Raw genomic sequence first — 24,129 nt, 5'->3', positions numbered from 1 at the left:
GGGGCATAAGGGCTCATCGGACATGGTCTCTTTCCCCCGATGCGGTGAAGAATGACGGGACTGGCACCTAGCCGCCGCCACTGCAACCAGATAAACCCCACACAAAAAACGCTTGGATTCAATCCAAGCGTTTTTTGTGCTTTATTACTTGCCTGCTTTATTCGTAATAATCTCTTCTACCGCTTCCATTACGGACTTTTCAACATGCGCAAGGCGCTGCTCGGCATCCTCAAGGGATGTGCCTTTGACAGCGAAGTAGAATTTGATTTTCGGCTCCGTACCGGATGGACGCAGGCAGAACCATGTGCCATCTTCAAGGAAATATTTCAAGACGTTGGATTTTGGAAGATCGATTTCTTCTTTTTCTCCGGAGACGTTCAGCTGTCTTTCACTGGTTTTGTAATCCTCAACAATGGTTACCTTTTTGCCGGCGATTTCAGCAGGAGGGTTTGAACGGAAGGCAGCAAGGATGTCCTGAATCTGCTCAGCACCTTCTTTTCCTTTCAGCGTTAAGGATTTCAAGCCTTCTTTAAAGTATCCGTATTGTGCGAAAATCTCAAGCAGACCCTGATACAGCGTCATACCTTTCTTTTTATAGAAAGCACATACTTCAACAGCTAGCAATGCAGCTTGAATCGCATCTTTATCTCGTGCAAAATCACCGATTAAATAGCCATAGCTTTCCTCATAGCCAAACTGGAACGTATACTGGCCGGACTCTTCGTATTCACGGATTTTTTCCCCGATAAATTTGAACCCGGTAAGAGTATCGACCGTTTCAAGATTGAAGGAAGATGCAACTTCCCGGCCAATTTCTGACGTAACGATTGTTTTCAGCACAATGCCGTTGTCCGGAAGGATGCCTTTTGCTTTTTTCTCGGACAGCAAGTAGTGAAGCAGAATCGCACCCGTTTGATTTCCTGTCAAAACGACGTATTCATCCGCTTCGTTTTTAACAGCAATCCCAAGGCGGTCTGCATCCGGATCAGTTGCAATCAGGATGTCAGCTCCCGCTGCTTCTCCATCGCGGATCGCCAATTCAAATGCCGCATGCTCTTCCGGGTTAGGAGACTTAACCGTTGAAAAGTTCGGATCAGGAAGCTCCTGCTCCTTCACGACTATTACATTTTCATATCCAAGTGCAGCGAGTCCGCGGCGCACCGGCTTGTTCGCCGTTCCGTGAAGGGGTGTGAAAACGACCTTCACGTCTACCTCTTTGGAAAGCTCAGGATTCACAGAAATAGATGTCAGCTTTTGCGTATATTTCTCATCGATTTCATCACCGATGATTTTGATTAACCCGGCTTCCTTCAGACTTGCTTCATCCTTTACCTCAATGGATAGCTCGTCCTCAAGCTCATTTACCTTTGAAATGACTTCATCTGCCGCAGCAGGAGGAAGCTGACCGCCATCTTCGCCGTATACTTTGTAGCCATTGTATTCAGGAGGGTTGTGGCTTGCCGTTAAAACGATTCCTGAAAAAGCATTCAATTCGCGAACCGCGAAGCTCAGCTCAGGAGTAGGACGAAGTTCATCGAATACGTATGTTTGAATACCATGTGTCGCAAGCGTTTTCGCTGCTTCCATCGCAAACTCAGGAGATTTGTGACGGGAATCATACGCGATCGCCACGCCTCTCTTTTTCGCTTCCTCACCGAAAGATTCTATGTATTTTGCCAAGCCTTCGGAAGCTTTTCGAACTGTATAAATGTTCATCCGGTTTGTGCCCGGTCCGATTTCTCCGCGCATACCGCCTGTACCAAACTCAAGATCCTTGTAGAAGCAATCCTCCAGCTGTTTTTCATCATCTTTGAAACTGACTAGCAGATCCAATAATTCAGGGTCAAGATTGGTTTGGTTTTTCCAGCGCTCATAGCTTTGTGTCCAGTTCATCATTTACCTCCTGAAGTGCTAAGTTTTATCCCTCTATACGGTTTCTCCATCCATGCTGTTCTCTCCTGCAATTTGTCATGAAAAAGAACCGCATGTTCTCTGTTATTTTATCACAAAACACTGGATGGGGGCGGGTTTTGACTAGGGTGGGGCCATGGTCTGAATCCGGTCAGTCGAACATTGTCTGGCAATGTCGAATTGCCCGTTATCTACACGTTTGTGCCCGTTATCGACACGCTTGTGCCCGTTATCGACAAAATTTCGCCCGTAAAATCCATGCCACCTGGCATGCGATCCACCTCTTTGTGCCCGTAAACCCTGTTCAACCCTGATCTGCTTTTAACATCCATTAAACCCGGTACAATCAATCTTTTTAACATCTATTCCATTCCCCAATTCACAGAAAAAAAAACCGCCCCAGTCTCCCAGGGCAGTCACATGTCGAACATTATTCTGCGAGCGGAACGACCGCATAATCAATCTGCTCGTTCAATTGCTCTGTATACGTCCGTTTTTGCTCATCTGTCCAGTTCAGACGGCTGGCCATGTAGCTGATTACCGGTTCTTTATAGCTTCTAACCCAATCAATATTGAAATAAACGGCTCCGGTACGGCGAACGAAGAAGTCAGCCGGTGTTGCTGCAAGTTCTTCCGTGATTGCGTATTCCGCAGCAGCAAGAACGTAAGCCGGAATGTTTAGGCGTGCTGCCTCGTCCTTCACACTGTCCAGGATTTCAAGCACCTGGTCCACGTTTGAACCGTAGCGCTGGGCAAGCCGCTCTGCTTGCTGTTCAGTTAATCCATGCTTTTGTCCTGCTTCTGTTTTGACTTTCTTAAATTGCTGGAAGCTGGATGCACCGCCTACGTGGCCTCCGGATACGGGCATGTTTTTCGTTTTGCATTTGCCGAAATCTTTTCCGGTTTCGTTATTCAAGCGTTCTGCTACAAGGTTCACAATATGCTCTGCCATTTTGCGGTAGCCAGTCAGCTTCCCGCCTGCAATGGTAATCAGACCGGAATTGGAAGTCCAAACCTCGTCTTTTCTGGAGATTTCGGATGGATCTTTTCCTTCTTCATGAATAAGCGGGCGTAATCCTGCCCAGCTGGATTCAACATCTTCCACTTTAATTTCCAGACTCGGGAACATGTAGTTGATGGCGTCCACCACGTATTTGCGGTCTGCCTCTGTCATTCTCGGCTTCGCAATGTCGCTTTTATAGACGGTGTCCGTCGTTCCTACGTAAGTTTTGCCTTCGCGCGGAATCGCAAACACCATCCGTTTATCCGGTGTGTCAAAATAGACAGCCTGCTTCAATGGGAAGCGGGATTGATCGAATACCAGGTGAATTCCTTTAGTCAGCTGAAGGTGCTTGCCCTCTTTGGAATGATCTTTTTCTCTCAGACCGTCTACCCAAGGACCAGTTGCATTGACGATTTTTTTGGCGTGGACGTCATACGTTTTGCCTGTTAGCACGTCCAAAATCTTCACGCCGATCACTTTGCCTTTTTCATATAGGAGGCCATCGACCTTCGCATAGTTAACCGGCTCTGCTCCGAATCGAACAGCTTCTTTCATGACTTCAATCGTTAAGCGGGCGTCATCTGTTTTGTATTCTACATAGCGGCCTCCGCCAAGCAGATCCTGCTTTTTGACAAGCGGTTCTCTTTCCAGTACTTCATCCGCTGTCAGCATTGTGCGCCATTCGCTTTTCTTAACGCCTGCCAGGAAATCGTACACACGAAGTCCAATGCCGGTTGAAAATTTTCCGAAGGTACCGCCTTTATGCATTGGAAGGAGCATCCATTCAGGTGTTGTTACGTGCGGTCCGTTTTCATAAACAATCGCGCGCTCTTTCCCGACCTCCGCCACCATTTTCACTTCAAATTGCTTTAAGTATCTTAAACCGCCGTGCACAAGCTTAGTCGAACGGCTTGATGTACCTGCAGCGAAATCCTGCATTTCCGCGAGACCAATCTTCATTCCTCTGGATGCCGCATCAAGTGCAATGCCGGCACCGGTAATGCCTCCGCCGATCACGAACAGGTCGTATTGCTCCGTTGTCATTTTTTCAAGCTGCTTTTCTCTATCTAAACTAGAAAAACTCATCATGTTAGCCTCCCTGTATTTTTTGGCAGAAGATGAAGGCGCAAAAAAAGAGACCGCAACGAACCAAAACAATGTCTCCACTGTTTTAGCGCTGCGGTCTCTCCTTATCTCCAACCGTACTGTCATTAACTTGAGTTTATTATAGCACAGGTTTGAATTATTTGAAAGCCCTGGCAGCGTTTACTGCTTTTTTCCAGCCCTCGTATAATTCTTCCCTATCTTTCTCTTCCATATCCGGCTCAAATGTGTGATCAATTGCCCATTTATCGGAAATCTCGGATTGATCCTTCCAGAAGCCTACAGCAAGTCCCGCCAGATAGGCAGATCCAAGCGCCGTCGTTTCATTGATTTCCGGACGTTCCACCGGCACGCCGAGTATGTTGCTCTGGAATTCCATAAGGAAGTTGTTTTTAACAGCTCCCCCATCGACCCTTAACGTTTTAAGAGTGATCCCGGAATCCGCTTCCATCGCATCCAGAACATCACGCGACTGGTAGGCAAGGGATTCGAGGGTTGCGCGCACGAAATGTTCTTTTGACGTTCCGCGTGTCAGCCCGAAAACCGCTCCTCTCACATCGCTGTCCCAGTATGGCGTTCCGAGTCCTACGAAAGCTGGTACAACATAAACACCATCTGTCGATTCAACTCGTGATGCATAGGATTCGCTGTCTCTCGCATCTTTGAACATGCGCAATCCGTCCCGCAGCCATTGGATAGCAGATCCCGCAACAAAGATACTTCCTTCGAGAGCGTATTCTACTTTTCCATTTACCCCCCATGCAAGGGTTGTAAGCAGGCCATGTTCAGATTTTATCGCTTCCTCGCCAGTATTCATCAGCATAAAGCAGCCAGTACCATAGGTATTTTTGGCCATCCCTTTTTCAAAGCATGCCTGTCCGAACAAGGCGGCCTGCTGATCTCCTGCTGCGCCGGCGATCGGAATTTTATTTCCGAAGAAGTGATAATCAATTGTTTCACCATAAACTTCAGAGGATGGGCGTACTTCAGGGAGCATGGATTTTGGCACACCGAGAATCTCCAGCAGCTCATCGTCCCATTTCAAATCGTAAATGTTGTACATAAGGGTTCTTGATGCATTGGAATAATCGGTTACATGCGCCTGTCCGCCGGAAAGCTTCCAAATCAGCCATGTATCAATGGTTCCGAAAAGCAGATCGCCTTTTTCCGCTTTTTCGCGGGCACCCTCTACATTGTCCAATATCCACTTCACTTTTGTTCCGGAAAAATACGCGTCAATCAGGAGTCCGGTTTTGTCACGGAATTTATCATTCAAATCCTGAGCCTTTAATTCTTCGCATATCGGCACCGTCTGGCGGGATTGCCATACAATGGCGTTGTAAACAGGCTGTCCTGTATTTTTATCCCATACTACAGTTGTTTCCCGCTGATTCGTTATTCCGATTCCGGCAATCTGTTCTGCCGTAATGTTTGATTCGGATAAAGCAGATGCGATAACCGCAAGAACTGTGCCCCAAATTTCATTGGCATTATGCTCCACCCAGCCCGGCTTCGGAAAGTGCTGGGTAAATTCCTTTTGTGCTGTGTGGACAATCTCTGCATCCTTGTTAAAAAGAATAGCCCTCGAGCTCGTAGTCCCCTGATCAAGAGATAAAATGTATTTTTCCATCTTCGTTTCCTCCCTTTGGCATTTTTAAGCGGTTTGTCTTACCGTACTTTTCCCCCGTTTTGTCATGGCATAAGTTATTGCAAGAAGTCCAGCCAGGATAACGGTTACAATCCAGAATGATGAATTCATAATTCCCTTAAATGCGAAGTTGTAAAACACGGCCCCAAAAGCTCCTCCTGCAAGAGGTCCTATAACCGGCACCCATGCATAACGCCAATTGGAATCGCCTTTCCCAGGAATCGGCAGGACAAAATGCGCAATTCGCGGGCCAAGATCCCGTGCGGGGTTGATCGCGTATCCAGTGGTCCCCCCCAATGATAAACCAATTGCAACAATGAGAAAACCGACAACCAGAGGATTTAATCCGTCTGTAAACTTATTCGCTCCGATTGAAAGGATTCCAAGAACCAATATGAAGGTTCCAAGTGCCTCACTAATGAAATTAGCAAAAACATTCGGGATGGCCGGTCCTGTTGAAAATACGCCAAGCTTTGTTCCCGGGTCTTTCGTTTCTTGCCAATGCGGCAGGTAATGAAAATAAATAAGAGAAGCCCCAATAAATGCCCCAATCATTTGTGCCAGGATGTAAGAAGGTACAAGATTCCAGGCAAAGTCCCCTGTTAAAGCAAGACCGATGGTGAGCGCAGGATTTAAATGAGCCCCGCTGATTCCGCCGACTGCGTAAGCTGCCATCGCGACTCCCAACCCCCAGCCCATCGTGATAACGATCCAGCCTGAGTTTTCAGCGAATGACCCTTTTAAATTGACTCCTGCACACACACCTGCGCCGAACACGATTAATATCATTGTTCCTATTAGTTCACCCAAAAAAGCAGACATCTAAATCCCCCCATGGTGTAAGTCTTAGTCAATTGGTGAGGAGAGCGTTTACAGAAAAACGATTAAATTTAAGCAAAAAAATCCACAACTCTCCCCTTACAAAAGTAAAGAACAGTTGTGGATCTCCTCGTCTCCGTCACATAAATTAACTTGTCCATAATATTAAAACTTATTGTAAGCGTTGTCAAGCAATTGGAGTAATTTTTTGTCGAACTATTGGACCAACTTTTGATAAATTGAAATCTATCACATAACGCGCACCGAGACTTGCATTTATTCCGGGTGGATATGCTCGATACCATGTAACTGCAGTAATTGGCGCCGTTAGATTATTTCACCTTCAAATAGTTGTTGTTGCATTTCGAAGGTGAAATATGGTGTCTTTGTCTGCACCTTTACGATCAGGTCCAGGTTTCAACCTAAGTTTTTCTCCATTTCTTTCCACAGTGCCGTCTCTGAACTTGTTACAGCTGCAGCACCTGCTTTAAGAGCAGCTTGCACCTCTTGCTCGGTCTTGACAAAGCCTCCTGCAAGAATTGGTATATCGGTTTCTTTCCGGATTTCTTCTATCAAATTCGGGACAACACCCGGCAGTACCTCAATAAAATCCGGCCTCATCCGTTGAATGAGCTCCAAGCTTTTCGCAAGTGCGCTCGTATCCAGCAGGAACAGGCGCTGAATCGCAATCAGGCCGCGCTGCTTCGCTTTTGAAATAACGTTCGATCTTGTCGAAATCAATCCTGCCGGCTTAATTTCCTGGGAGATAAATTCTGCTGCATACTCGTCATGCTTCAGGCCCTGAATCAAATCAACATGAATCAAAAGCTTCTTCTCTGCTTGATCAGAAGCCTTCACAATCCCTTTCAGCTGACCCAGATGAGTATCAAGCAGAACCCCGTATTGATACTTGCTTCCTAAAAACTGATCAAATTGCTTCATATTCCGTATCGCAGGCAATAACGTCTGCCCTTCAAATCCCATTTCCCGCACACTCCTGCCAGCTTATCTTTTTCTAAGTATCCTCTAGTATGTATTTTTTTATTTTAGCATATGCCGGTGGAATACAGGAAAAAAGTCCGCTGCAGCAGCGGACTTTTTGCATTATCTATTTTTATACTGCAATGAATACAAATCACGTCTTCGATCCTTAAGCTGGCGCACTGTTCCGGATTGGCGCTGCCTTCTTAAAATTTCTAAATCAACATCCCCGATTACGACCATTTCAATATTCGGATTGCACTCTCCGACAATCCCATCTCTGGCATATTCAAAGTCAGATGGGGCAAAAATCGCAGATTGAGCATATTGAATGTCCATGTTTTCAGTTTGCGGAAGGTTTCCTACCGTTCCTGAAATGACAGTGTATACCTGATTTTCAACTGCACGTGCCTGTGCACAGTAGCGCACTCTCAGATAGCCTTGGCGGTCCTCTGTACAGAACGGAGTAAAAATAATTTTAGCCCCCATATCTGTTGCGATTCTTGCGAGCTCAGGGAACTCAATATCATAACAAATTTGAATGGCTATTTTTCCGCAGTCTGTATCAAATACTTTCACCTGATCTCCGGCACTAATTCCCCACCACTTGCGTTCATTCGGCGTGATGTGAATCTTGTACTGCTTTTCAATCGTTCCATCGCGCCTGAACAGGTACGCGATATTATAAATATCACCATCATCCTCTTCAACCACGTGGGAGCCCCCGATAATATTAATGTTGTACTTCACCGCAAGGTCTGTAAAAAGTGAAATGTAATCCTCCGTGAACTCTGTCAGCCTTCTGATTGCCTGGCTTGGCGTTTTATCATGGCCAAACGACATAAGCTGTGTTGTGAAAAGCTCAGGGAAGACGGCAAAATCAGCATCCGCATCTGAGGCCACATCCACGTAATACTCGGACTGTTTCGCAAACTCATCAAAGGACTCAATTTGCTTCATCATGTATTGCACAACACAGATCCGGACAGGGAATGACGTTTTATAATACCGTTTAGTGTTCGGCTGATAATCTACATTGTTCCATTCCATCAATGTTGCATATTGGTTCGATGCTTGATCATCCGGCAAGTAGCTAGGATTGATCCTCATTAGAGTGAACCCATTCATTAGCTGGAATGAAAGCACCGGGTCATAGATGCGGTGGTGAATAACCTCTTCCACATATTCCCGCGGCGTCAGCTCGCCTGCATGTTTATGAAAATTGGGGATACGGCCCCCAATAATGATGCTTTTTAAATTTTGAAGACGGGCAAATTCCTTGCGGGCTTCATAAAGCCTGTAGCCGATACTCATCCTTCTGAATTCCGGATCAACCATGACTTCAATTCCATATAAGTTATAGCCATCAGGATTATGATTGGTGATGTACCCATTGTCTGTAATGTCATCCCAAGTATGGCGGTCATCGTATTCATCAAAGTTTACAAGCAGACTGGAGCACGAACCAATAATCTGTCCTTCAAATTCTGCACAAAACTGGCCTTCCGGGAAATGTTCTAGATGGCTTTCAAGATGCTCCCGTTTCCACGGGTCCATCCCTGGAAAGCATTTTCGCTGCATGCTAATGATTTCATCAATGTCTTTATGCTGTATATTGCGGATAATCATTTTCTTTTCGAATTTAGATAAGTCCAATTTTTCGGTCATGACGACATCTCCTTTACCATTAGAATCATTTACCCGCTATCAGCGCCTTTTTAAACGTTCTTTATGCTTTCCAGGTTTTCAACAAGCAGCTTGAACTCCAGTTCTGCCATCGATTCAAGACGGTGATCCATTTCTCCAAACTCAAGTCCGCCTGTAATTTTATTCGGAACAATCACACAGGCCATTCCCGCCCGTTTTGCAGCAGCCGACCCATGGACAGAATCCTCAAAAGCAATGCACTCCTCCGGTTTGACGCCGAGGCATTCAGCTGCTTTTAAATACAGATCTGGATTAGGCTTTACTTCTTCAACATCATCACTCGTCCTGATGCACTCAAAATACTCGAATAAGCCGATATTTTTCAAATGAGTGCTGACCCATTTGTAATTGGAACTGGATGCCAGTCCGATTTTATAGCCTAGTTCCTTCGCTGCTGCCAGGTATTCCTCCACACCCGGTCTTGCGAGCTCTTTACTGATTCGTTCATTGAAGCGGTTCTCTCTGTCTTGCTGGAGTGCGCTGTGGTCAACGCTTTTTTTCAGCTGTTCTTCCAAATATGTAAATGGCCTAAATCCGGATTGAGTGCCGACCCCTTGTACCCAAAGTTCAAGCGGAAGACTGGATCCCTGCTCCTTAAACATCTCTTGGAGCACCTCGTAGTGAAGGGTTTCCGTATCCAAAATTAAACCGTCAAAATCAAACACAATCGCTTTATACAAAAAAATCAGCTCCTTTCCCTATATTATGAACCGTTTCACAAAAAAAAGAAAAGGATAACCGGGAGACCCGGCTACCCAATTCCTTTTGTTACTTATGCTGATTATCCTGGTTTGAGATGTTTGAAAGGGCGCTTCCTGCTGACTCATTTGAAAGCTGATTGACGGAAAGATCACCTAGGGCAACCATACCGACAAGATTGTTATTTTCAACAATCGGCAAACGGCGGATTTGATTCTGAGCCATTAGCTGGGATGCTTCCTCATAGCTCATGTCAGAACGGCCGGAAACTACTTGAGATGTCATTACATCTGACACCTTCGTATTGGAGTCTCTGCCTTCAGCTGTTGTTCGAAGCGTAATATCACGATCTGTAATAATCCCCTTCATTTGGCCATTCTCCACAACCGGAATAGATCCCACATTGTGCTGGCTCATCAATTGAGCTGCCTCTTGAATGGACTGGCTGGATGTTACGCTTGCTACGTTTTTTGACATAATGCTGCTAACTTTATTCATGATTACCCTCCCCTTTCGCTAATTAGTATGAGCATTTTCAACGCCAAGATTGTGTAGTAAAAAATCTCAATTAGCTAAGGGATTTTATAAAAAAACGGCGAACGCATTATACGTCCGCCGTTCTTTTAGAATTTATATACCCTTGCTTCCCAAGGTCTCATTGTAAAACCTTCGTAAGTTCCTTCATGCTGTCCTTCATAATTCGCAACAAGCAGCTCCGGTTCTTTAAGTTCAAAACCTTCAGGAAGTCGAAACTCTGGATTATTTCCCGAGAAATTTGCTGCAACAAGCAGTTTTTCCCCATTGTATTCTCGAATAAAGGCGAAAATCTCCGGGTCCTCCTCCAAAATCAGCTCATAGGAACCGTAAACAATAATTTCATGGTTCTTCCTTAAGTTGATCAGGTTTTTATAGTAGTGGAAAATGGACGCGGAATCCTCCAATGCTGCCTTGGCATTGATTTCCTTATAATTTGGATTAACCTCTATCCACGGTGTTCCTTCTGTAAATCCTCCATTTTTAGAATCATCCCATTGTATAGGCGTTCGAGCGTTATCACGGCCTTTTATATAAATGGAATTCATGACTTCTGCGGGATCCTCTTTATTCTCAATGACACGTTCTTTATACATATTATGTGTTTCAATGTCTTTATACTGCTGGATAGAATCAAAACGAACATTGGTCATACCGAATTCTTCACCCTGATAAATATAAGGAGTTCCTTGCATCATGTGCAAACAGGTAGCAAGCATTTTCGCGGACTCCACCCGGTAGCTGCGGTCGTCTCCAAAACGGGAAACAATTCTCGGCTGATCGTGATTGTTCCAGTATAAACTGTTCCAGCCCTTGCCCTGCATCCCTTTCTGCCAGCGCGATAATGAATGCTTTAAATCCCTTAGATCCAGAGGCTTCACATGCCATTTGCTTTTTCCTGGCTCCGTATCAAGATCCATATGTTCAAACTGGAATACCATGTTTAATTCGTTCTCCTCAGCATCTGTATAAAGAATGCCTTCGTCAGGGGAAACACCAGGCATTTCTCCGACCGTCATTACATCATAGTGAGAGAGAACTTCCTTGTTCATTTCCTTTAGAAATTCATGAATACGCGGACCATTCATAAAATGCTGCCCGCCCGGTGCGAATGGCTTCCCTTCCGGATTGTCCGCATCAGGCAGACCCTCTTCCTTCGAAATAAAATTGATGACATCCATCCGGAATCCATCAATCCCTTTATCAAGCCAAAACTTCATCATCTCATAAATTTCATTGCGGAGATTCGGGTTCTCCCAATTCAAGTCCGGCTGCTTTTTTGAAAACAGATGAAGAAAATATTCATCTGTCGCTTCATCATACTTCCATGCTGAGCCGCTAAATACCGATTCCCAATTGTTCGGTTCCTTGCCGTCTTTTCCGGGACGCCATATGTAGTAGTCCCGATATGGATTGTCTTTCGATTGACGGGATTCCGCAAACCAGGCATGCTCATCCGAAGAGTGGTTAACAACCAGATCCATTACAAGCTTTATCCCTCGATCATGCATTTCCTTCAGCATCTCATCCCAGTCATCCATCGTACCGAATTCGTCCATGATCTTGCGGTAATCACTGATATCATAGCCATTATCATCATTCGGCGACTGATAAACTGGAGAAAGCCATACTACATCCACACCCAGTTCCTTCAAATAATCAAGCTTGGAAATGATGCCTTTGATATCGCCGATTCCATCTCCATTGCTATCCATAAAACTGCGCGGATAAATTTGATAAACAACGGCTTCTTTCCACCAATTTTTCTCCATAACTCCCAACTCCTAAGTCAGATTTTTAACTGAATTTCTCTTTGTAATCCTGTAAGCCATAAACCTGCTCTCCGGCTGATTTCCATCTATCATCTTCATAAGCATACGAACCGCATCCGTACCCATCTCCTGAATAGGCTGGTGTACTGTCGTCAGGGGAGGAATGGACATCGTCGCTATGTCCGTATCATCGTAGCCGATAACCGATAAATCATCCGGCACTTTCATTCCCTTTTCATAGCAGAAAGATAAAATGCCCAGCGCCATTTCATCACTAGCTGCAAATACAGCGGTTAGCTCCGGATTACTCCGATAAAGCCGTTCCATTGCTTCATACCCGCTTCTAAAACCAAAATCACCATATTCAATGAGCTCTTCTTCAAAAGGAATACCATTCTCACTAAACGCTTTTTTCAAGCCCTTAATCCTTGGGATCCCGGAAATCGGGTCATGCTTCGTTCCGCTGATCATCCCAATCCTTTGGTGGCCATTTTCTATTAAGAATTGGACAGCTGAATAGGATGCCGCTTCGTCATCTACTTTTATAAAAGGGATAGAAGGCACATGGGATGTTGTAGCGATAACAGCCGCGGGAATACCAAATCCCTGCAGCGTTTCGGCATATTCATCCGTTAATAATTCACTGGCGAATAAAATGCCTTCCACTTGTTTCTCCCTTAAGAGCTCCAAGTAATCCTGCGTTCTTTTTCCGTTCGAATCTGTATTGCAGACTACTACGCTATAGCGCCGATTATGGGCCTCATCCTCAATCCCCTGAAGCAGCTTGGCTGCAAAATGGCTAGACAGCTGCGGCAGCAAAACGCCGATTGTACTCGTCTTTCTGCTAACTAAATTCCTTGCCACTGCGTTTGGCTTATAGCCGAGATCTTCTATAACCTTCATCACCTTTTTCCTTGTTTCAGGTGAATAGCCGGGTAACCCATTCACAATTCTGGAAACAGTTGCAACAGATACCCCTGAATCCCTGGCTACATCTTTGATCGTTGGTCTCAAATTAAAGCACTTCCTTTTTGGCACGTAAACGTTTACGTCATATTTTCATTGTAGTTCACTTGTGAAAACGTTGTCAACATTCAGGAAGAATCTGTGTTTACAATCTTCTTATCCCTGTACTATAATTTTCTTGTCTAATACTGTTGGTGAGGAGACCTCTATGCCTGAAAATAAATCATTAGAAAATTGGCTTTTATTTGCTTGGATCGCTTCATTCGTATCCACTCTTGGCAGTCTGTACTTCTCTGAAATCGTCGGTTTTGTTCCATGCGATCTATGCTGGTATCAGAGAATTCTCATGTATCCCCAAGTCATTATACTTGGAATCGCTATAGCGAAGAAAGACTATAGCGTCGCTCTATATAGCCTGATTCTCTCAAGCATCGGCGCACTTATTTCCATCTACCATTACAGCCTGCAGAAAATACCCTTTTTGGCAAATCACGCAGGATCCTGCGGAAGAATTCCCTGCACAGGCGAATACATTAACTGGCTCGGTTTCATCACCATTCCATTCCTTGCCTTAATCGGTTTTACAATGATTATCATCTCAAGCATTATGATTCTGAAAATCAGAAAGGCAGGTCGCTAACTTGAAAAAAGTCCTAATTTTCGCCGCTATTTTTATTGTTCTATTCGGGGCATTAGCCTTTTTCACAAACTATCAAAAACAGGAAACTGCTAAAAACAATCCATACGGAAAGACCACATTGGATCCATCCACCGAAGCCCTGCTGGATGACCCCAACTATCAAAACAACATCCTGCCAGACGAACTCGATAAAAAAATTAAAAGCGTCGACGACTTCATTGTCTACTTCTACGCTTCCGACTGTCCGCACTGCAAGCGTACAACCCCAGTTCTTATGCCGCTTGCTAAAGACATGAACATTAACATTGATCAGTTTAACCTGAAAGAATTCCCAGACTACTGGGACACATACGGCATCACCGGAACGCCAACACTCGTCCACTATAAAGACGGTAAAGAAGCAGCTGCTTCCGAAGGCGAAAAAACAAAAGAAGAGCTGGAAGCGCTATTGAAAGAATGGTCAGCTAAATGAAACAGCCCGTGCTGAGCGGGCTGTTTTTTGATTTGATTGGAGGAGGTTAGATTGAGGGGGGAACTTTGGTTTTCGGGGTGTACTTGGGTTTTGGGCCGAACTTGGTTTTCGGGCCGATTTACTTAGTTTTCAAGCCGTTCCTCCCTTGATACCAGCCGGGTTCCCCCACTTTCCGGCCGTTCCACCGCTCTTTCCAGCCAAACTTATTTTTCCAGCCGACTCACTCCATTTTCAAGCCGTTCCTCCCTTGATACCAGCCGGGTTCCCCCACTTTCCGGCCGTTCCACCGCTCTTTCCAGCCAAACTTATTTTTCCAGCCGATTCCTCCATCCTTCCTTCCAGCCAAACTCTTCCTCTCCCACTTTCCTCACCAAAGTCCCAATAAAAAAAGCCCCTTCCCCAACCGGAAGAGAGCTTTTCATCATATTAGATAATTATTGGCGGATCTTGTGTAGCAGCTGAAAAGATCCCGCTCGATGCCGGCGGTTAGAAAATCGCTCATGTTCAGTGGGAGATTGTAGCCATAACTCCTGAGTATTTCACGGTTTCGGTCGTACAGTCCCGCATATTTTTGTTTTTCTTCCTCGTCTGCTTGTTTAAGAACGGCGATTAAGGTTTGCAGGCTTGACATAATTTCAAATGCTTCTTTTAACGTGCCATTATAGATAATGGTTTCTTCCGTTGGTTTCAGCACGGACATTTTTTCAAGTTTTACGATAGTTTCATCAGAGAAGTAGATTGGAAACACTTCTTTGTACATTTCTTCAACCAGCTCTTCGATGAATTGTTCCTGTTCATTTGTTGATGCCGATACGATTTTCATATACCCCACCCTTTGAAGCGACTTTTCGTAACATTAGAATATCATAGGACCGAGCGGCAAAAGACAGGTAAGTGTTTCCTCGTTTGCCGTGAGGTGGTTTTGTCCGGTATACTCACTCTAGAAACTGCTAAGATAAGGGGAAAATGGATGAAAAAACGAGGTACATGGCTGGAGTATAAAGTCACTGATCTTGCACCTGTATATGTGAATGAATTCCTGATCCAAACAGCCGGTGCGTCAAAAGGAGTCATTCATCATTACCGGAAAGCAAACGGCTTAAAGGTTAATGGAACAATTCTTAGTGCGGAAAATCCGCTCGTCCATAATGGCGACGTTGTCAGCCTTGAGGTTTTTAAGGCTGAGAAAAATGATATCGTTTCAGAATTCATGGAGCTTGATATTTTGTTTGAAGATGATCATATCATTGCTATCAATAAACCGGCAGGCATGAAGACCCACCCGAATTCTCCTGGAGAAACCGGCACACTTGCGAATGCTCTTGCTTTTTACTATATGATGCAGGGAGAGGATGCTGCGGTTCGCCATGTTCATCGGCTTGATGAGGATACGTCAGGGGCGATTTTATTTGCGAAGCATGCACTTGCCCAAGCTATTATGGATAAGGCCCTGCAGGAGCATTTCATTTCCCGCACTTATGTTGCTGCTGTTCAAGGGGTGCCAAGACCTAAGAAAGGAACGATTTCCCAGCCAATCGGCAAGGATCGCCATCACCCTTCTAAAAGAAGGGTATCCACCGGAGGCCAGCCTGCTGTTACCCATTATGAAATGGTGCAAAGCAGTTCTTCCGGAGCCGTTTTAAAGGTTCAGCTTGAAACCGGGAGAACCCATCAAATAAGGGTACATTTAAGTTATATTGGGAACCCGATCATTGGAGACAGGCTGTACGGTGATCCTTCTCACTTAATAAAAAGACAAGCACTGCATGCAGCTCGCATCCGCTTTCACCATCCTATTTCAAATGAAAAAATCGATTTAACCGCTCCGTTTCCTGCTGACATGAAACGCTGGGAGCCTTAAAAAAACCGCCCTGCTTCAATCGAAGCGGGGCGGTTTTCATTTTATTAAAAATCAAAGTTATCAGGATCTGGACCTACCCGCTTGTCTTCATTCAGCGCGTCGATTTTTTCCATGTCCTCTTGAGTCAGTTCAAAATCAAAGATATCGGCATTTCCTTGAATGCGGTGTTCTTTAACGGATTTAGGAATGGTCACGACACCGCTTTGAATATCCCAGCGGAGAATAACGTGTGCCACGGATTTGCCGTGTTTTTCAGCAATTTCCTTCAAAACCGGTTCCTCAAATAATTGCCCTTGCATTAAAGGAGACCATGCTTCCACCTGAATACCATTCTCTTTACAGAATGCCCGGACTTTTTCCTGTGAAAGCTTCGGATGGAACTCAATTTGGTTGACCATCGGAACCACTTCAGTATCCTTCATTAAATCTTCCAAATGGTGGACGTTAAAGTTGCTCACGCCGATCGCTTTAATTTTGCCGTCTTTGTAAAGCTTCTCCATTGCTTTCCAGGAGTCTTTGTATTTTCCTTCAACAGGCCAATGGATTAAATAGAGATCCAAATAATCCAGTCCCAATTTTTCCATGCTGTCTTCGAATGCTTTCAGAGCAGAATCATACCCTTGATCTGCATTCCACAATTTTGTTGTAATGAAGAGTTCTTCGCGGGGAACACCGCTGTCTTTAATTGCTTGTCCAACGCCTTCTTCATTTTTATACGCCGCTGCAGTATCAATGCTGCGGTATCCTGCTTTAATGGCAGCTTTTACGGAGCTTACCACTTCGTTCCCGTCTTCAACTTTCCAAACACCAAGACCGAACCAGGGCATTTTCACTCCATTATGGAGAGTAGTGGTTTCCTGTAAACTTTTAACCATTTAAATTAGCTCCCTTCACCTACCAGAATTCATTTTTAATTATCCTTCAATGAATGTAAAATATCAAAAATGTTGCTTACTTCAATATTTAGAAAAATAGAATTATATCTTATTTTTACTTTCTATTTACGTTAAAACCCTTTAACGTCAATAGATGTATTGAAAATATTTCTTTTATTACATAAACAAGGACCATTGAGCTACCTTATGTAACACTAAGAACTTGTCTAGACACATTGATGTATTTTTAAACAGATGCGGAATCGGTTCCTCTTTCGTTGAAAAACGTTTACAAAACCTTATAATATCAGCTCTTAAGGTACAATGGCACGTTCGTTTCTTCTCACCTTGATATACATATTATGGATTGTGCAATTGTGTAATTGAGTCTATATTTTGACTTGTGCCATCGTGTGCACAACGAAATGTTCACAAAAATCTTTTTAACGAGGTGGAAGATGAAAAAGTCACAACGCATCATTAAAGGAGTTATCTCCGCTTCCCTTGCAATGGGAATGGCAGCAACAGCTCTTGCTCCTAACGCACAAGCTGTTACACAGCCAGAAGCAGATACACCCCTAGCGAAAGACAAGCTGGAAAAGCTATCAGTTAAAGGGATCGAAAAGCTAGACAACGGGGTGAAATTTGACCTTGGAAACAAAGACGCATATATTCGTCTGTTTGCAGATGATCTTGCGAAGGTATCCATCCTTGAAAAAGGAAAAGAAGAGTACACTTCCCGCGGAATCGCAAAGAAAGATTGGAAGACTCCAAGATTCACAGCAAAAGATAAAGGCAATGTATACGAGCTAAGAACAAAAGAACTTATCATTCATATTAAAAAGGATACATTCGGCGTGAAATTCATGGATCACAAAGGAAACGTGATTAATGAAGATTACATGGAAAACGGAAGCACATCCGGCTATGAAAACGGAAAACCTTACGTTTACAAAAAAACCGATAAAAATGAAGCATTCTACGGCTTCGGCGAGCAAGCTGGACTGAACTTGAATCAGCGCGGCGAAAGCATCGGAATGTGGAATACAGATGCTTACGCATATGACAAAGACACAAAATACGTTTATACAACAATTCCTTTCTTTATTGGTCTTAAGAATGAAAAAGCATACGGAATTATGTTCGATAACACGCACCGTTCATACTACGAAATGGCTTCAGAATCTGATGACTACTACTACTTCTACGCAAACGGCGGAGACCTGACGTACTACTTCATGAACGGTCCTGAAATCTCTGACGTTGTTGACCGCTATACTGAGCTTACAGGTAAACAGGAACTTCCTCCTGAATGGTCCATGGGACTTCACCAAAGTAAGTGGGAATATGATGCAGATGAAATCGTAAATGTAGCGAAAACATACCGTGAAAAGAAAATCCCGGTTGACACGATGCACTTTGACATCGACTACATGGATGGATTCCGCGTATTCACTTGGAACGACAAGTTTAAAGATGCTCTTAAACAAGTTGAAGCAATGGAAGGTTTCCATACTATTGCCATCAATGACCCCGCTGTAAAGGTGGATGAAAACAACAAGTCTTACCAAGAAGGTACCAAAAACGATTATTGGGCTAAAAATGCAGACGGAACTCCATTCGTTGGACCTGTTTGGCCTGGAGATTCCGTATTCCCAGACTTCTCCAAACAAGAAGTTCGCGATTGGTGGACGAAAAACCACAGCGCCCTGTTTGACGAAGGTATTGACGGCGTATGGAATGACATGAATGAACCAGCTGTATTCCTTGACGATGCAAAGCATAATCATACAATGCCGCTTGATTCTTATTTCGGATACGACGATAACAAAATTCTTCACACTGAGTACCACAATATTTACGGCCATGACGAAGCAGAGGCTACTTATAATGCTTGGGGCATGCACAAACCAAACGAGCGTCCATTCGTACTGACTCGTGATATGTATGCAGGAACTCAGCGTTATTCCGCTCTTTGGACTGGTGACACAGTAAGTACTTGGGAACATCTGCAAATGTCCCTTCCTAGCCACATGAACATCGGAATGTCCGGTGTAGCGAATGTTGGAACGGATATCGGAGGATTTGCACAACGTCCGACTGCAGAAATGTATGCCCGCTGGATTCAAATCGGATCCCTGTATCCGTTTGCCCGTATCCACTATGATAGTGACAAAAAGGCTGAAATCAAACAAGGTCAAGAGCCGTGGGCTTACGGACCAGAAGTTGAAGCAATCAGCAAAAAGTACATCGAACAGCGTTACAAATTGCTTCCATACCTATACAACGCGTTCCAGGATGCTTCTGAAACAGGAAAACCAGTTCAGCAGCCGCTTGTGTACCAATTCCAGGAAGATGAAAACACATATAACATTGCAGATCAATTCATGTTCGGTGATTCTCTAATGGTTGCTCCGGTTGTGAAGGAAGGACAAACATCCCGTAACGTTTATCTTCCAGAAGGCCACACTTGGGTTGACTATGTTTCAGGAAAAGAATACCAAGGCGGACGTACAATCCATGTTGGTGCAGCTCTTGATGTAATGCCAATGTTCGTGAAGAAAGATTCTATGATCCCAACTCGCGATGTACAGCAGTACACTGGCGAAAAACCGCTTGAAAACCTTGTTCTCGACACATACCTTGACAAGAAAGCTGAATACAGCTTCTATGAGGATGATGCTGCTACACTTGATCATAAGAAAAAAGCAGAATCCAATGAAACGAAATTCACAGTTGAGCGTACAGGCAAGCACAAAGTTACCTTCAGCCAGAAGAAGCTTGCTGCAAACTACAAGGATTCTAAACTAGAGCAATACACGCTAAAACTTCACAATGCAGAGAATCCTAGAAGAGTAACAGCTGGAATGAAAAAATATAAAGCTGTAAACACAATGGATAAGATGACAAACGCAAGCCGCACTTACTTCTTCGATGAGAAGACTAAGACGCTTTACGTTAACATCCCTGCTGGTGAAAAGAGAGATGTAAATATCCGTTAATCATGATTAAAGAGACTGCTGGTGTACTGCCGGCAGTCCCTTTTCTTATTATGGAGGTAATTCTTTATGAAAGGCCACATTCGCACCCTTGCTATATTAATCCTTACATTGGCGGTGCTCGGCATGTTTCTTCTTTATTTTTCCCTTCAGCCCAAGCCTGATTCTTCACCAGAAAAGGAAGTTGCTGCAAAGCTAGATATTAATAAGGCACGGTTTGCTCCAGGGGAAACCGTCTCTTTCTCTTTAACACTCCCCACAAAATCAAAGCAGACAACGGCAACCATCCGTTACTACCACCTGGATTCTCCAGTTGATTCCCAGACTGTTCCTCTAAGTCAAAGCAAAACAAACTGGGACTGGTCTCCTCCTAAGGATGACTACAGGGGATATTTAGCGGAGACGGTTATTGACGGACAGCGGTTTACAATTGGGATAGACGTATCAAGCGATTGGAGCAAGTTTCCCCGTTATGGATTCTTGTCAGATTTCTCTGATAAGGCGAGTGAAAAATCCTCATCAGTCTTAGAGCAATTAAATCGCTATCATATAAATGGTCTTCAATTTTATGACTGGCAGTACAAACACCACAATCCGCTTAAAACCGAAAATGGCGGGATTCAGCCAAAGTGGGAGGATATCGCAAATCGGGAGGTTTCTGTCGCTGCACTAAAAGACTATATTGCCAGCGCTCAAAAGTTCAATATGCAAACGATGGCTTACAACCTGATATACGGCACATATGAAGATGCCGGACCGGATGGAGTCAAGGATGAATGGAGAGTCTATAAGGATGAAAATCACGCCGAACAAGACATTCATCCGCTCCCGGAGGACTGGAAAAGCAATGTGTATTTACTGAACTCAGGAAACCCGGAATGGCAGCAATACATTCTTTCAAAGCAAAACGAAATTTATCAGCATCTTGCGTTCGATGGGTGGCATATTGACCAGCTGGGCCCTAGGGGGCAGGTATATGATTATGATGGAAACCGCCTGAATCTTGAAGAAGAATTTGACGAATTCCTTCATCACGGAAAAAGCAAAGCACCTGATAAATCCCTTGTCATGAACGCCGTCAATCAGTATGGCCAGAAACAAATCGGAACCACTCCCGTTGACTTTATGTACACGGAGGTATGGGATGAATATAAACAGTATAAGGATCTGAAAAAAATCATAGATGACAACGCTGACTATTCAGACGGGAAAAATACGGTTCTTGCAGCTTATATGAACTACAACCTCTCAAAAGAAAAGCCAGGAAACTTTAATGTACCTGGTGTGCTGCTTGCAAACAGCGTCATCTTTTCCTCAGGAGGCTCTCATTTGGAACTGGGAGAGCATATGCTTTCGAGTGAATATTTCCCGAATGAAAATTTGAACATGACAGAACGCTTCAAAGAACAGCTTCTTCCCTATTACGATTTTCTCGTTGCCTATCAAAACCTGCTCCGGGGAGATGGATTGAAGGAACTGCCGCTAAAAGCTTCTTCTGATATTGGAATTACCTCAGAACCTGAAAAGAGAAAGGTATGGGGATTCTCAAAATCTGACGGGAAGAACCGTATGATTCATATGATTAACTTCACTAAGGCTGACTCGATGGAATGGCGTGATACGGAAGGGACCCAGCCAGAACCAGACACAATTAACGGGATTGAATTGAATGTGGAGGAAGACAGGCCAGTCAAGAAAGTTTGGGCTGCATCACCCGACTCCCGTCAAGCTGCTCCTGTTCCCGTACACTTCTCGCAAAAAGATGAGAATGTAGCCATTACCGTCCCTTCGCTCACATATTGGACGATGCTTGTCATGGAATATTAACCGAAACAAAAAGCCGTTCCTCTAAGGAAACGGCTTTTTTATAGCAGTTGAATAATATCCCGGATTTCCCGGAGCATTCTCTGTTTGGTTGCATGATCTGAGAGGGTAACCCCATATAAAAACTGATGGGATACGGTATCAATTCCGCAAATTTGAAAGATTCCATAATCCATTGCAGTTTCCATGGCCATGGTCAGCTGAGATGGCTTTAGTTTCTGTTCCGGCTGTCCGGTTGTCTGAATGATCAGCCCTTTTTTTCCTTTAAGCAGTCCCTCTGTTCCGTTTTTAATCATTCTAAAAGCAAATCCATTCGAGAACACCCGGTCGATATAACCTTTTAAAATAGCAGGCATGCCTGACCACCACGTCGGAAAAATAAAAATGATCTGTTCTGCCCAAAGCAGATAGGACTGCTCTTCCAATATATCAGCCGGAATTTTTGTCTGATAAAACTCAGAGTAATTATCCTCGTGAAGTACTGGCTGAAATCCAATCCGGTACAAATCCCGCACTCTGATTTCCGACTGCAGCACCTTTAATTCATCGATTATTGCTTCCAGTATCGCCCCGTTGAAGCTATCGAGTTTTGGATGAGCGAATATAATCAGTGTTTTCATAAGCGAAGACTCCCTTGAGGAACAATCCGCACATATGTCCGGTCATTCTAGATACCTGCCTGCCCGTATTATTCACTCAAACCCTAAGCTTATTCATTTTTTTCATTTACAAGGTACTTCGCCTTTGAATCCACTTGTTCTACAAAAGCAGATACCTGCTGGATGGAGGCACTGATTTGCTCAATAGCCGAGGCAGCTGCGGCAATCTTATCTTCATTGTCTTCATGTTGATTTTGAAGGGATCCGATAACCTCCCCAACTTCTCCGCCTCTGCCTGCCAAATGATCGAAACGCTCTGTCACTTTCGTTAAATGGTCTTCACTCTCCGTCTGAATGTGCGCCATTTTATCAAAATCAGCAGTCGTTTTTGAAATGACAGCAACACTCTCATTAATCATGTCAGATGTTTTATGAAGAGACTGTGAAACCTGTTCTTTTGCATTCAGAATTTCCTTTAAAATGTCCTGAATGATATGGGAAGATTGGGAAGATTGCTCCGCAAGCTTTCGAACCTCATCCGCTACCACGGCAAACCCTTTTCCGTGTTCCCCTGCTCTTGCTGCCTCGATGGCCGCATTCAATGCAAGCAGATTTGTCTGATCAGCAATCGTTCTGATGGCAATCAGGACCTTTTCAACCTCAGATGTTTTTTCCGTAAGAAGCTCCACGTGTTTAATTGAATTCCCTGATGATTCTTTCACTTCATTAATACTGTCAATGGCATTCGTTAAATGCTGTTTATTAATCTGAATTAATCCATTGATCCTTCCGGAATAATCTGAAATCCGGTCAGTAAGATCCTTAGAGGACTCAAGCTCCTGGACCATCGACTTCATATCTGAAGAAGTTTTCCTCATATCCTCCTGGAAATGAACGGAATCCGTATGAATAGACCGGATGGCATCATTTATCTGAGTGATTCCTCCGCTCGTATCGGAGATATTCATATTTAATTCTTCTACATGGCTGCCGATTTCGGACGATGTTACTTGATTTTTCTTCAGCACTTCATTCATTTGATCCTTCAGCAATTCACTTTCCGAAAGCATACCATCAAACCGTTTCGTGCTGTTTGACAGCAGCAATCCTACAAACAGGAATTGAACACCGTAATAAACGGCCGTCAGGATACTGCGCTGCATGCTTGTCTCGATGTCCATCGGATCAGCAAGATACAGATGGGCAAATTGCGCAGCGACAATTAAAGGAAGGGAAACGTAAAACGCCTTTTTCATCAGTCTGGAATCGGCAAAAAGTGCCGCGATACCGAGCGGGACCAGCCATACGAACGGAACATTTACCCACGAATCGGTATTCAGCAAAAAGGCAAAGACCGTCATGGTCCAGACTGCCAATCTCTTAAACTGTTCATCATTTTTCTTAAATTTATAGTGCAGGGCAGGATACAAAAACAAAAGGAACAGAAAATTATAGGCAACATTCATGAAGGTAATCTTCGGAATGCCATAGAGGATCTTCTGGATAATACTGTTGGCAAAGAAAATAATTCCTGCAATTAAAAACAATCTAAACAATATAGCTGATACATTTTTAAGATTCCGCTTTTTCAAATGAAACTCTTCCACCTTGAAACCCCTTCTTTCATTTCACATTATCATTTATATCGGCATATTTTCCATAAATTCCACATTTTATGTAGAAACTAATAGGTATATAGTCCATAATACCATTAG

20 protein-coding genes are annotated in these 24,129 nt (G+C 44.0%); 5 read left to right on the top strand and 15 right to left on the bottom strand.

The window, feature by feature from the left end; genetic code table 11:
* Nucleotides 1-144: 144 nt before the first annotated feature.
* From WCV65_RS05015 to WCV65_RS04970, 10 genes are all read right to left on the bottom strand, one after another.
* Complete coding sequence (locus WCV65_RS05015) at nucleotides 145-1,893, bottom strand: phospho-sugar mutase (RefSeq protein WP_338780536.1); 1,749 nt, start codon at nucleotides 1,891-1,893, stop codon at nucleotides 145-147.
* A gap of 448 nt (nucleotides 1,894-2,341) precedes the next feature.
* Nucleotides 2,342-4,003, bottom strand: coding sequence for an FAD-dependent oxidoreductase (locus WCV65_RS05010; protein ID WP_338780534.1), 1,662 nt, complete (start codon nucleotides 4,001-4,003; stop codon nucleotides 2,342-2,344).
* A gap of 154 nt (nucleotides 4,004-4,157) precedes the next feature.
* On the bottom strand, nucleotides 4,158-5,648 hold the full coding sequence (gene glpK / locus WCV65_RS05005) for a glycerol kinase GlpK (protein WP_338780532.1): 1,491 nt from the start codon (nucleotides 5,646-5,648) through the stop codon (nucleotides 4,158-4,160).
* A 24-nt stretch (nucleotides 5,649-5,672) separates the two neighbouring features.
* Nucleotides 5,673-6,488, bottom strand: coding sequence for an MIP/aquaporin family protein (locus WCV65_RS05000; protein WP_035404921.1), 816 nt, complete (start codon nucleotides 6,486-6,488; stop codon nucleotides 5,673-5,675).
* A gap of 414 nt (nucleotides 6,489-6,902) precedes the next feature.
* Nucleotides 6,903-7,469, bottom strand: coding sequence for a glycerol-3-phosphate responsive antiterminator (locus WCV65_RS04995; RefSeq protein ID WP_035404923.1), 567 nt, complete (start codon nucleotides 7,467-7,469; stop codon nucleotides 6,903-6,905).
* A gap of 120 nt (nucleotides 7,470-7,589) precedes the next feature.
* Nucleotides 7,590-9,134, bottom strand: coding sequence for a bifunctional GNAT family N-acetyltransferase/carbon-nitrogen hydrolase family protein (locus WCV65_RS04990; protein WP_035404925.1), 1,545 nt, complete (start codon nucleotides 9,132-9,134; stop codon nucleotides 7,590-7,592).
* Between the two features lie 50 nt (nucleotides 9,135-9,184).
* Nucleotides 9,185-9,853, bottom strand: coding sequence for an HAD family hydrolase (locus tag WCV65_RS04985; RefSeq protein ID WP_338780528.1), 669 nt, complete (start codon nucleotides 9,851-9,853; stop codon nucleotides 9,185-9,187).
* Between the two features lie 88 nt (nucleotides 9,854-9,941).
* On the bottom strand, nucleotides 9,942-10,370 hold the full coding sequence (locus WCV65_RS04980) for a CBS domain-containing protein (RefSeq protein WP_035404928.1): 429 nt from the start codon (nucleotides 10,368-10,370) through the stop codon (nucleotides 9,942-9,944).
* A 125-nt stretch (nucleotides 10,371-10,495) separates the two neighbouring features.
* On the bottom strand, nucleotides 10,496-12,178 hold the full coding sequence (locus WCV65_RS04975) for an alpha-glucosidase (protein ID WP_338780526.1): 1,683 nt from the start codon (nucleotides 12,176-12,178) through the stop codon (nucleotides 10,496-10,498).
* A gap of 12 nt (nucleotides 12,179-12,190) precedes the next feature.
* Complete coding sequence (locus WCV65_RS04970) at nucleotides 12,191-13,192, bottom strand: LacI family DNA-binding transcriptional regulator (RefSeq protein WP_338780524.1); 1,002 nt, start codon at nucleotides 13,190-13,192, stop codon at nucleotides 12,191-12,193.
* A gap of 160 nt (nucleotides 13,193-13,352) precedes the next feature.
* Here WCV65_RS04970 and WCV65_RS04965 point away from each other — a divergent pair, with 160 nt between their 5' ends.
* The gene (locus WCV65_RS04965; protein ID WP_035404934.1) at nucleotides 13,353-13,784 is read left to right on the top strand and encodes a disulfide oxidoreductase; all 432 of its coding nucleotides are present in this window, start codon (nucleotides 13,353-13,355) and stop codon (nucleotides 13,782-13,784) included.
* 1 nt (nucleotide 13,785) lies between these two features.
* On the top strand, nucleotides 13,786-14,256 hold the full coding sequence (locus tag WCV65_RS04960) for a thioredoxin family protein (protein WP_338780522.1): 471 nt from the start codon (nucleotides 13,786-13,788) through the stop codon (nucleotides 14,254-14,256).
* A gap of 220 nt (nucleotides 14,257-14,476) precedes the next feature.
* Here WCV65_RS04960 and WCV65_RS04955 read toward each other — a convergent pair whose 3' ends face one another.
* Nucleotides 14,477-14,602, bottom strand: coding sequence for a hypothetical protein (locus WCV65_RS04955; protein ID WP_338780519.1), 126 nt, complete (start codon nucleotides 14,600-14,602; stop codon nucleotides 14,477-14,479).
* A gap of 75 nt (nucleotides 14,603-14,677) precedes the next feature.
* Complete coding sequence (locus tag WCV65_RS04950; protein WP_035404940.1) at nucleotides 14,678-15,079, bottom strand: DUF5365 family protein; 402 nt, start codon at nucleotides 15,077-15,079, stop codon at nucleotides 14,678-14,680.
* 147 nt (nucleotides 15,080-15,226) lie between these two features.
* Here WCV65_RS04950 and WCV65_RS04945 point away from each other — a divergent pair, with 147 nt between their 5' ends.
* The gene (locus tag WCV65_RS04945; RefSeq protein WP_338780516.1) at nucleotides 15,227-16,117 is read left to right on the top strand and encodes an RluA family pseudouridine synthase; all 891 of its coding nucleotides are present in this window, start codon (nucleotides 15,227-15,229) and stop codon (nucleotides 16,115-16,117) included.
* 44 nt (nucleotides 16,118-16,161) lie between these two features.
* Here the strand turns inward: WCV65_RS04945 and WCV65_RS04940 are convergent, their stop codons facing one another.
* A complete protein-coding gene (locus WCV65_RS04940) occupies nucleotides 16,162-16,992 on the bottom strand; it encodes an aldo/keto reductase (protein ID WP_338780514.1) in 831 nt (276 codons plus the stop codon).
* Nucleotides 16,993-17,450: 458 nt separating this feature from the next.
* On the opposite strand from WCV65_RS04940, the gene WCV65_RS04935 reads away from it, so the two are divergent.
* Nucleotides 17,451-19,994 carry a TIM-barrel domain-containing protein gene (locus WCV65_RS04935; protein WP_338780512.1) on the top strand — a complete coding sequence of 848 codons (2,544 nt, stop codon included), beginning with the start codon at nucleotides 17,451-17,453 and terminating at the stop codon, nucleotides 19,992-19,994.
* Between the two features lie 66 nt (nucleotides 19,995-20,060).
* Nucleotides 20,061-21,818, top strand: a complete 1,758-nt coding sequence (locus tag WCV65_RS04930; RefSeq protein ID WP_338780510.1) for a glycoside hydrolase family 66 protein — start codon at nucleotides 20,061-20,063, stop codon at nucleotides 21,816-21,818.
* A 38-nt stretch (nucleotides 21,819-21,856) separates the two neighbouring features.
* Here the strand turns inward: WCV65_RS04930 and WCV65_RS04925 are convergent, their stop codons facing one another.
* Both WCV65_RS04925 and WCV65_RS04920 read right to left on the bottom strand, forming a co-directional pair.
* The gene (locus WCV65_RS04925; RefSeq protein WP_035404945.1) at nucleotides 21,857-22,435 is read right to left on the bottom strand and encodes an NAD(P)H-dependent oxidoreductase; all 579 of its coding nucleotides are present in this window, start codon (nucleotides 22,433-22,435) and stop codon (nucleotides 21,857-21,859) included.
* An 89-nt stretch (nucleotides 22,436-22,524) separates the two neighbouring features.
* Nucleotides 22,525-24,021: a methyl-accepting chemotaxis protein gene (locus WCV65_RS04920; protein WP_035404946.1), complete on the bottom strand. Its 1,497-nt coding sequence runs from the start codon at nucleotides 24,019-24,021 to the stop codon at nucleotides 22,525-22,527.
* Nucleotides 24,022-24,129 lie beyond the last annotated feature (108 nt).

Origin of the sequence: Metabacillus sp. FJAT-52054, assembly GCF_037201815.1 — a bacterium.
Classification (GTDB): domain Bacteria; phylum Bacillota; class Bacilli; order Bacillales; family Bacillaceae; genus Metabacillus_B; species Metabacillus_B sediminis.
This window is presented reverse-complemented; position numbering and strand designations above follow the sequence as displayed.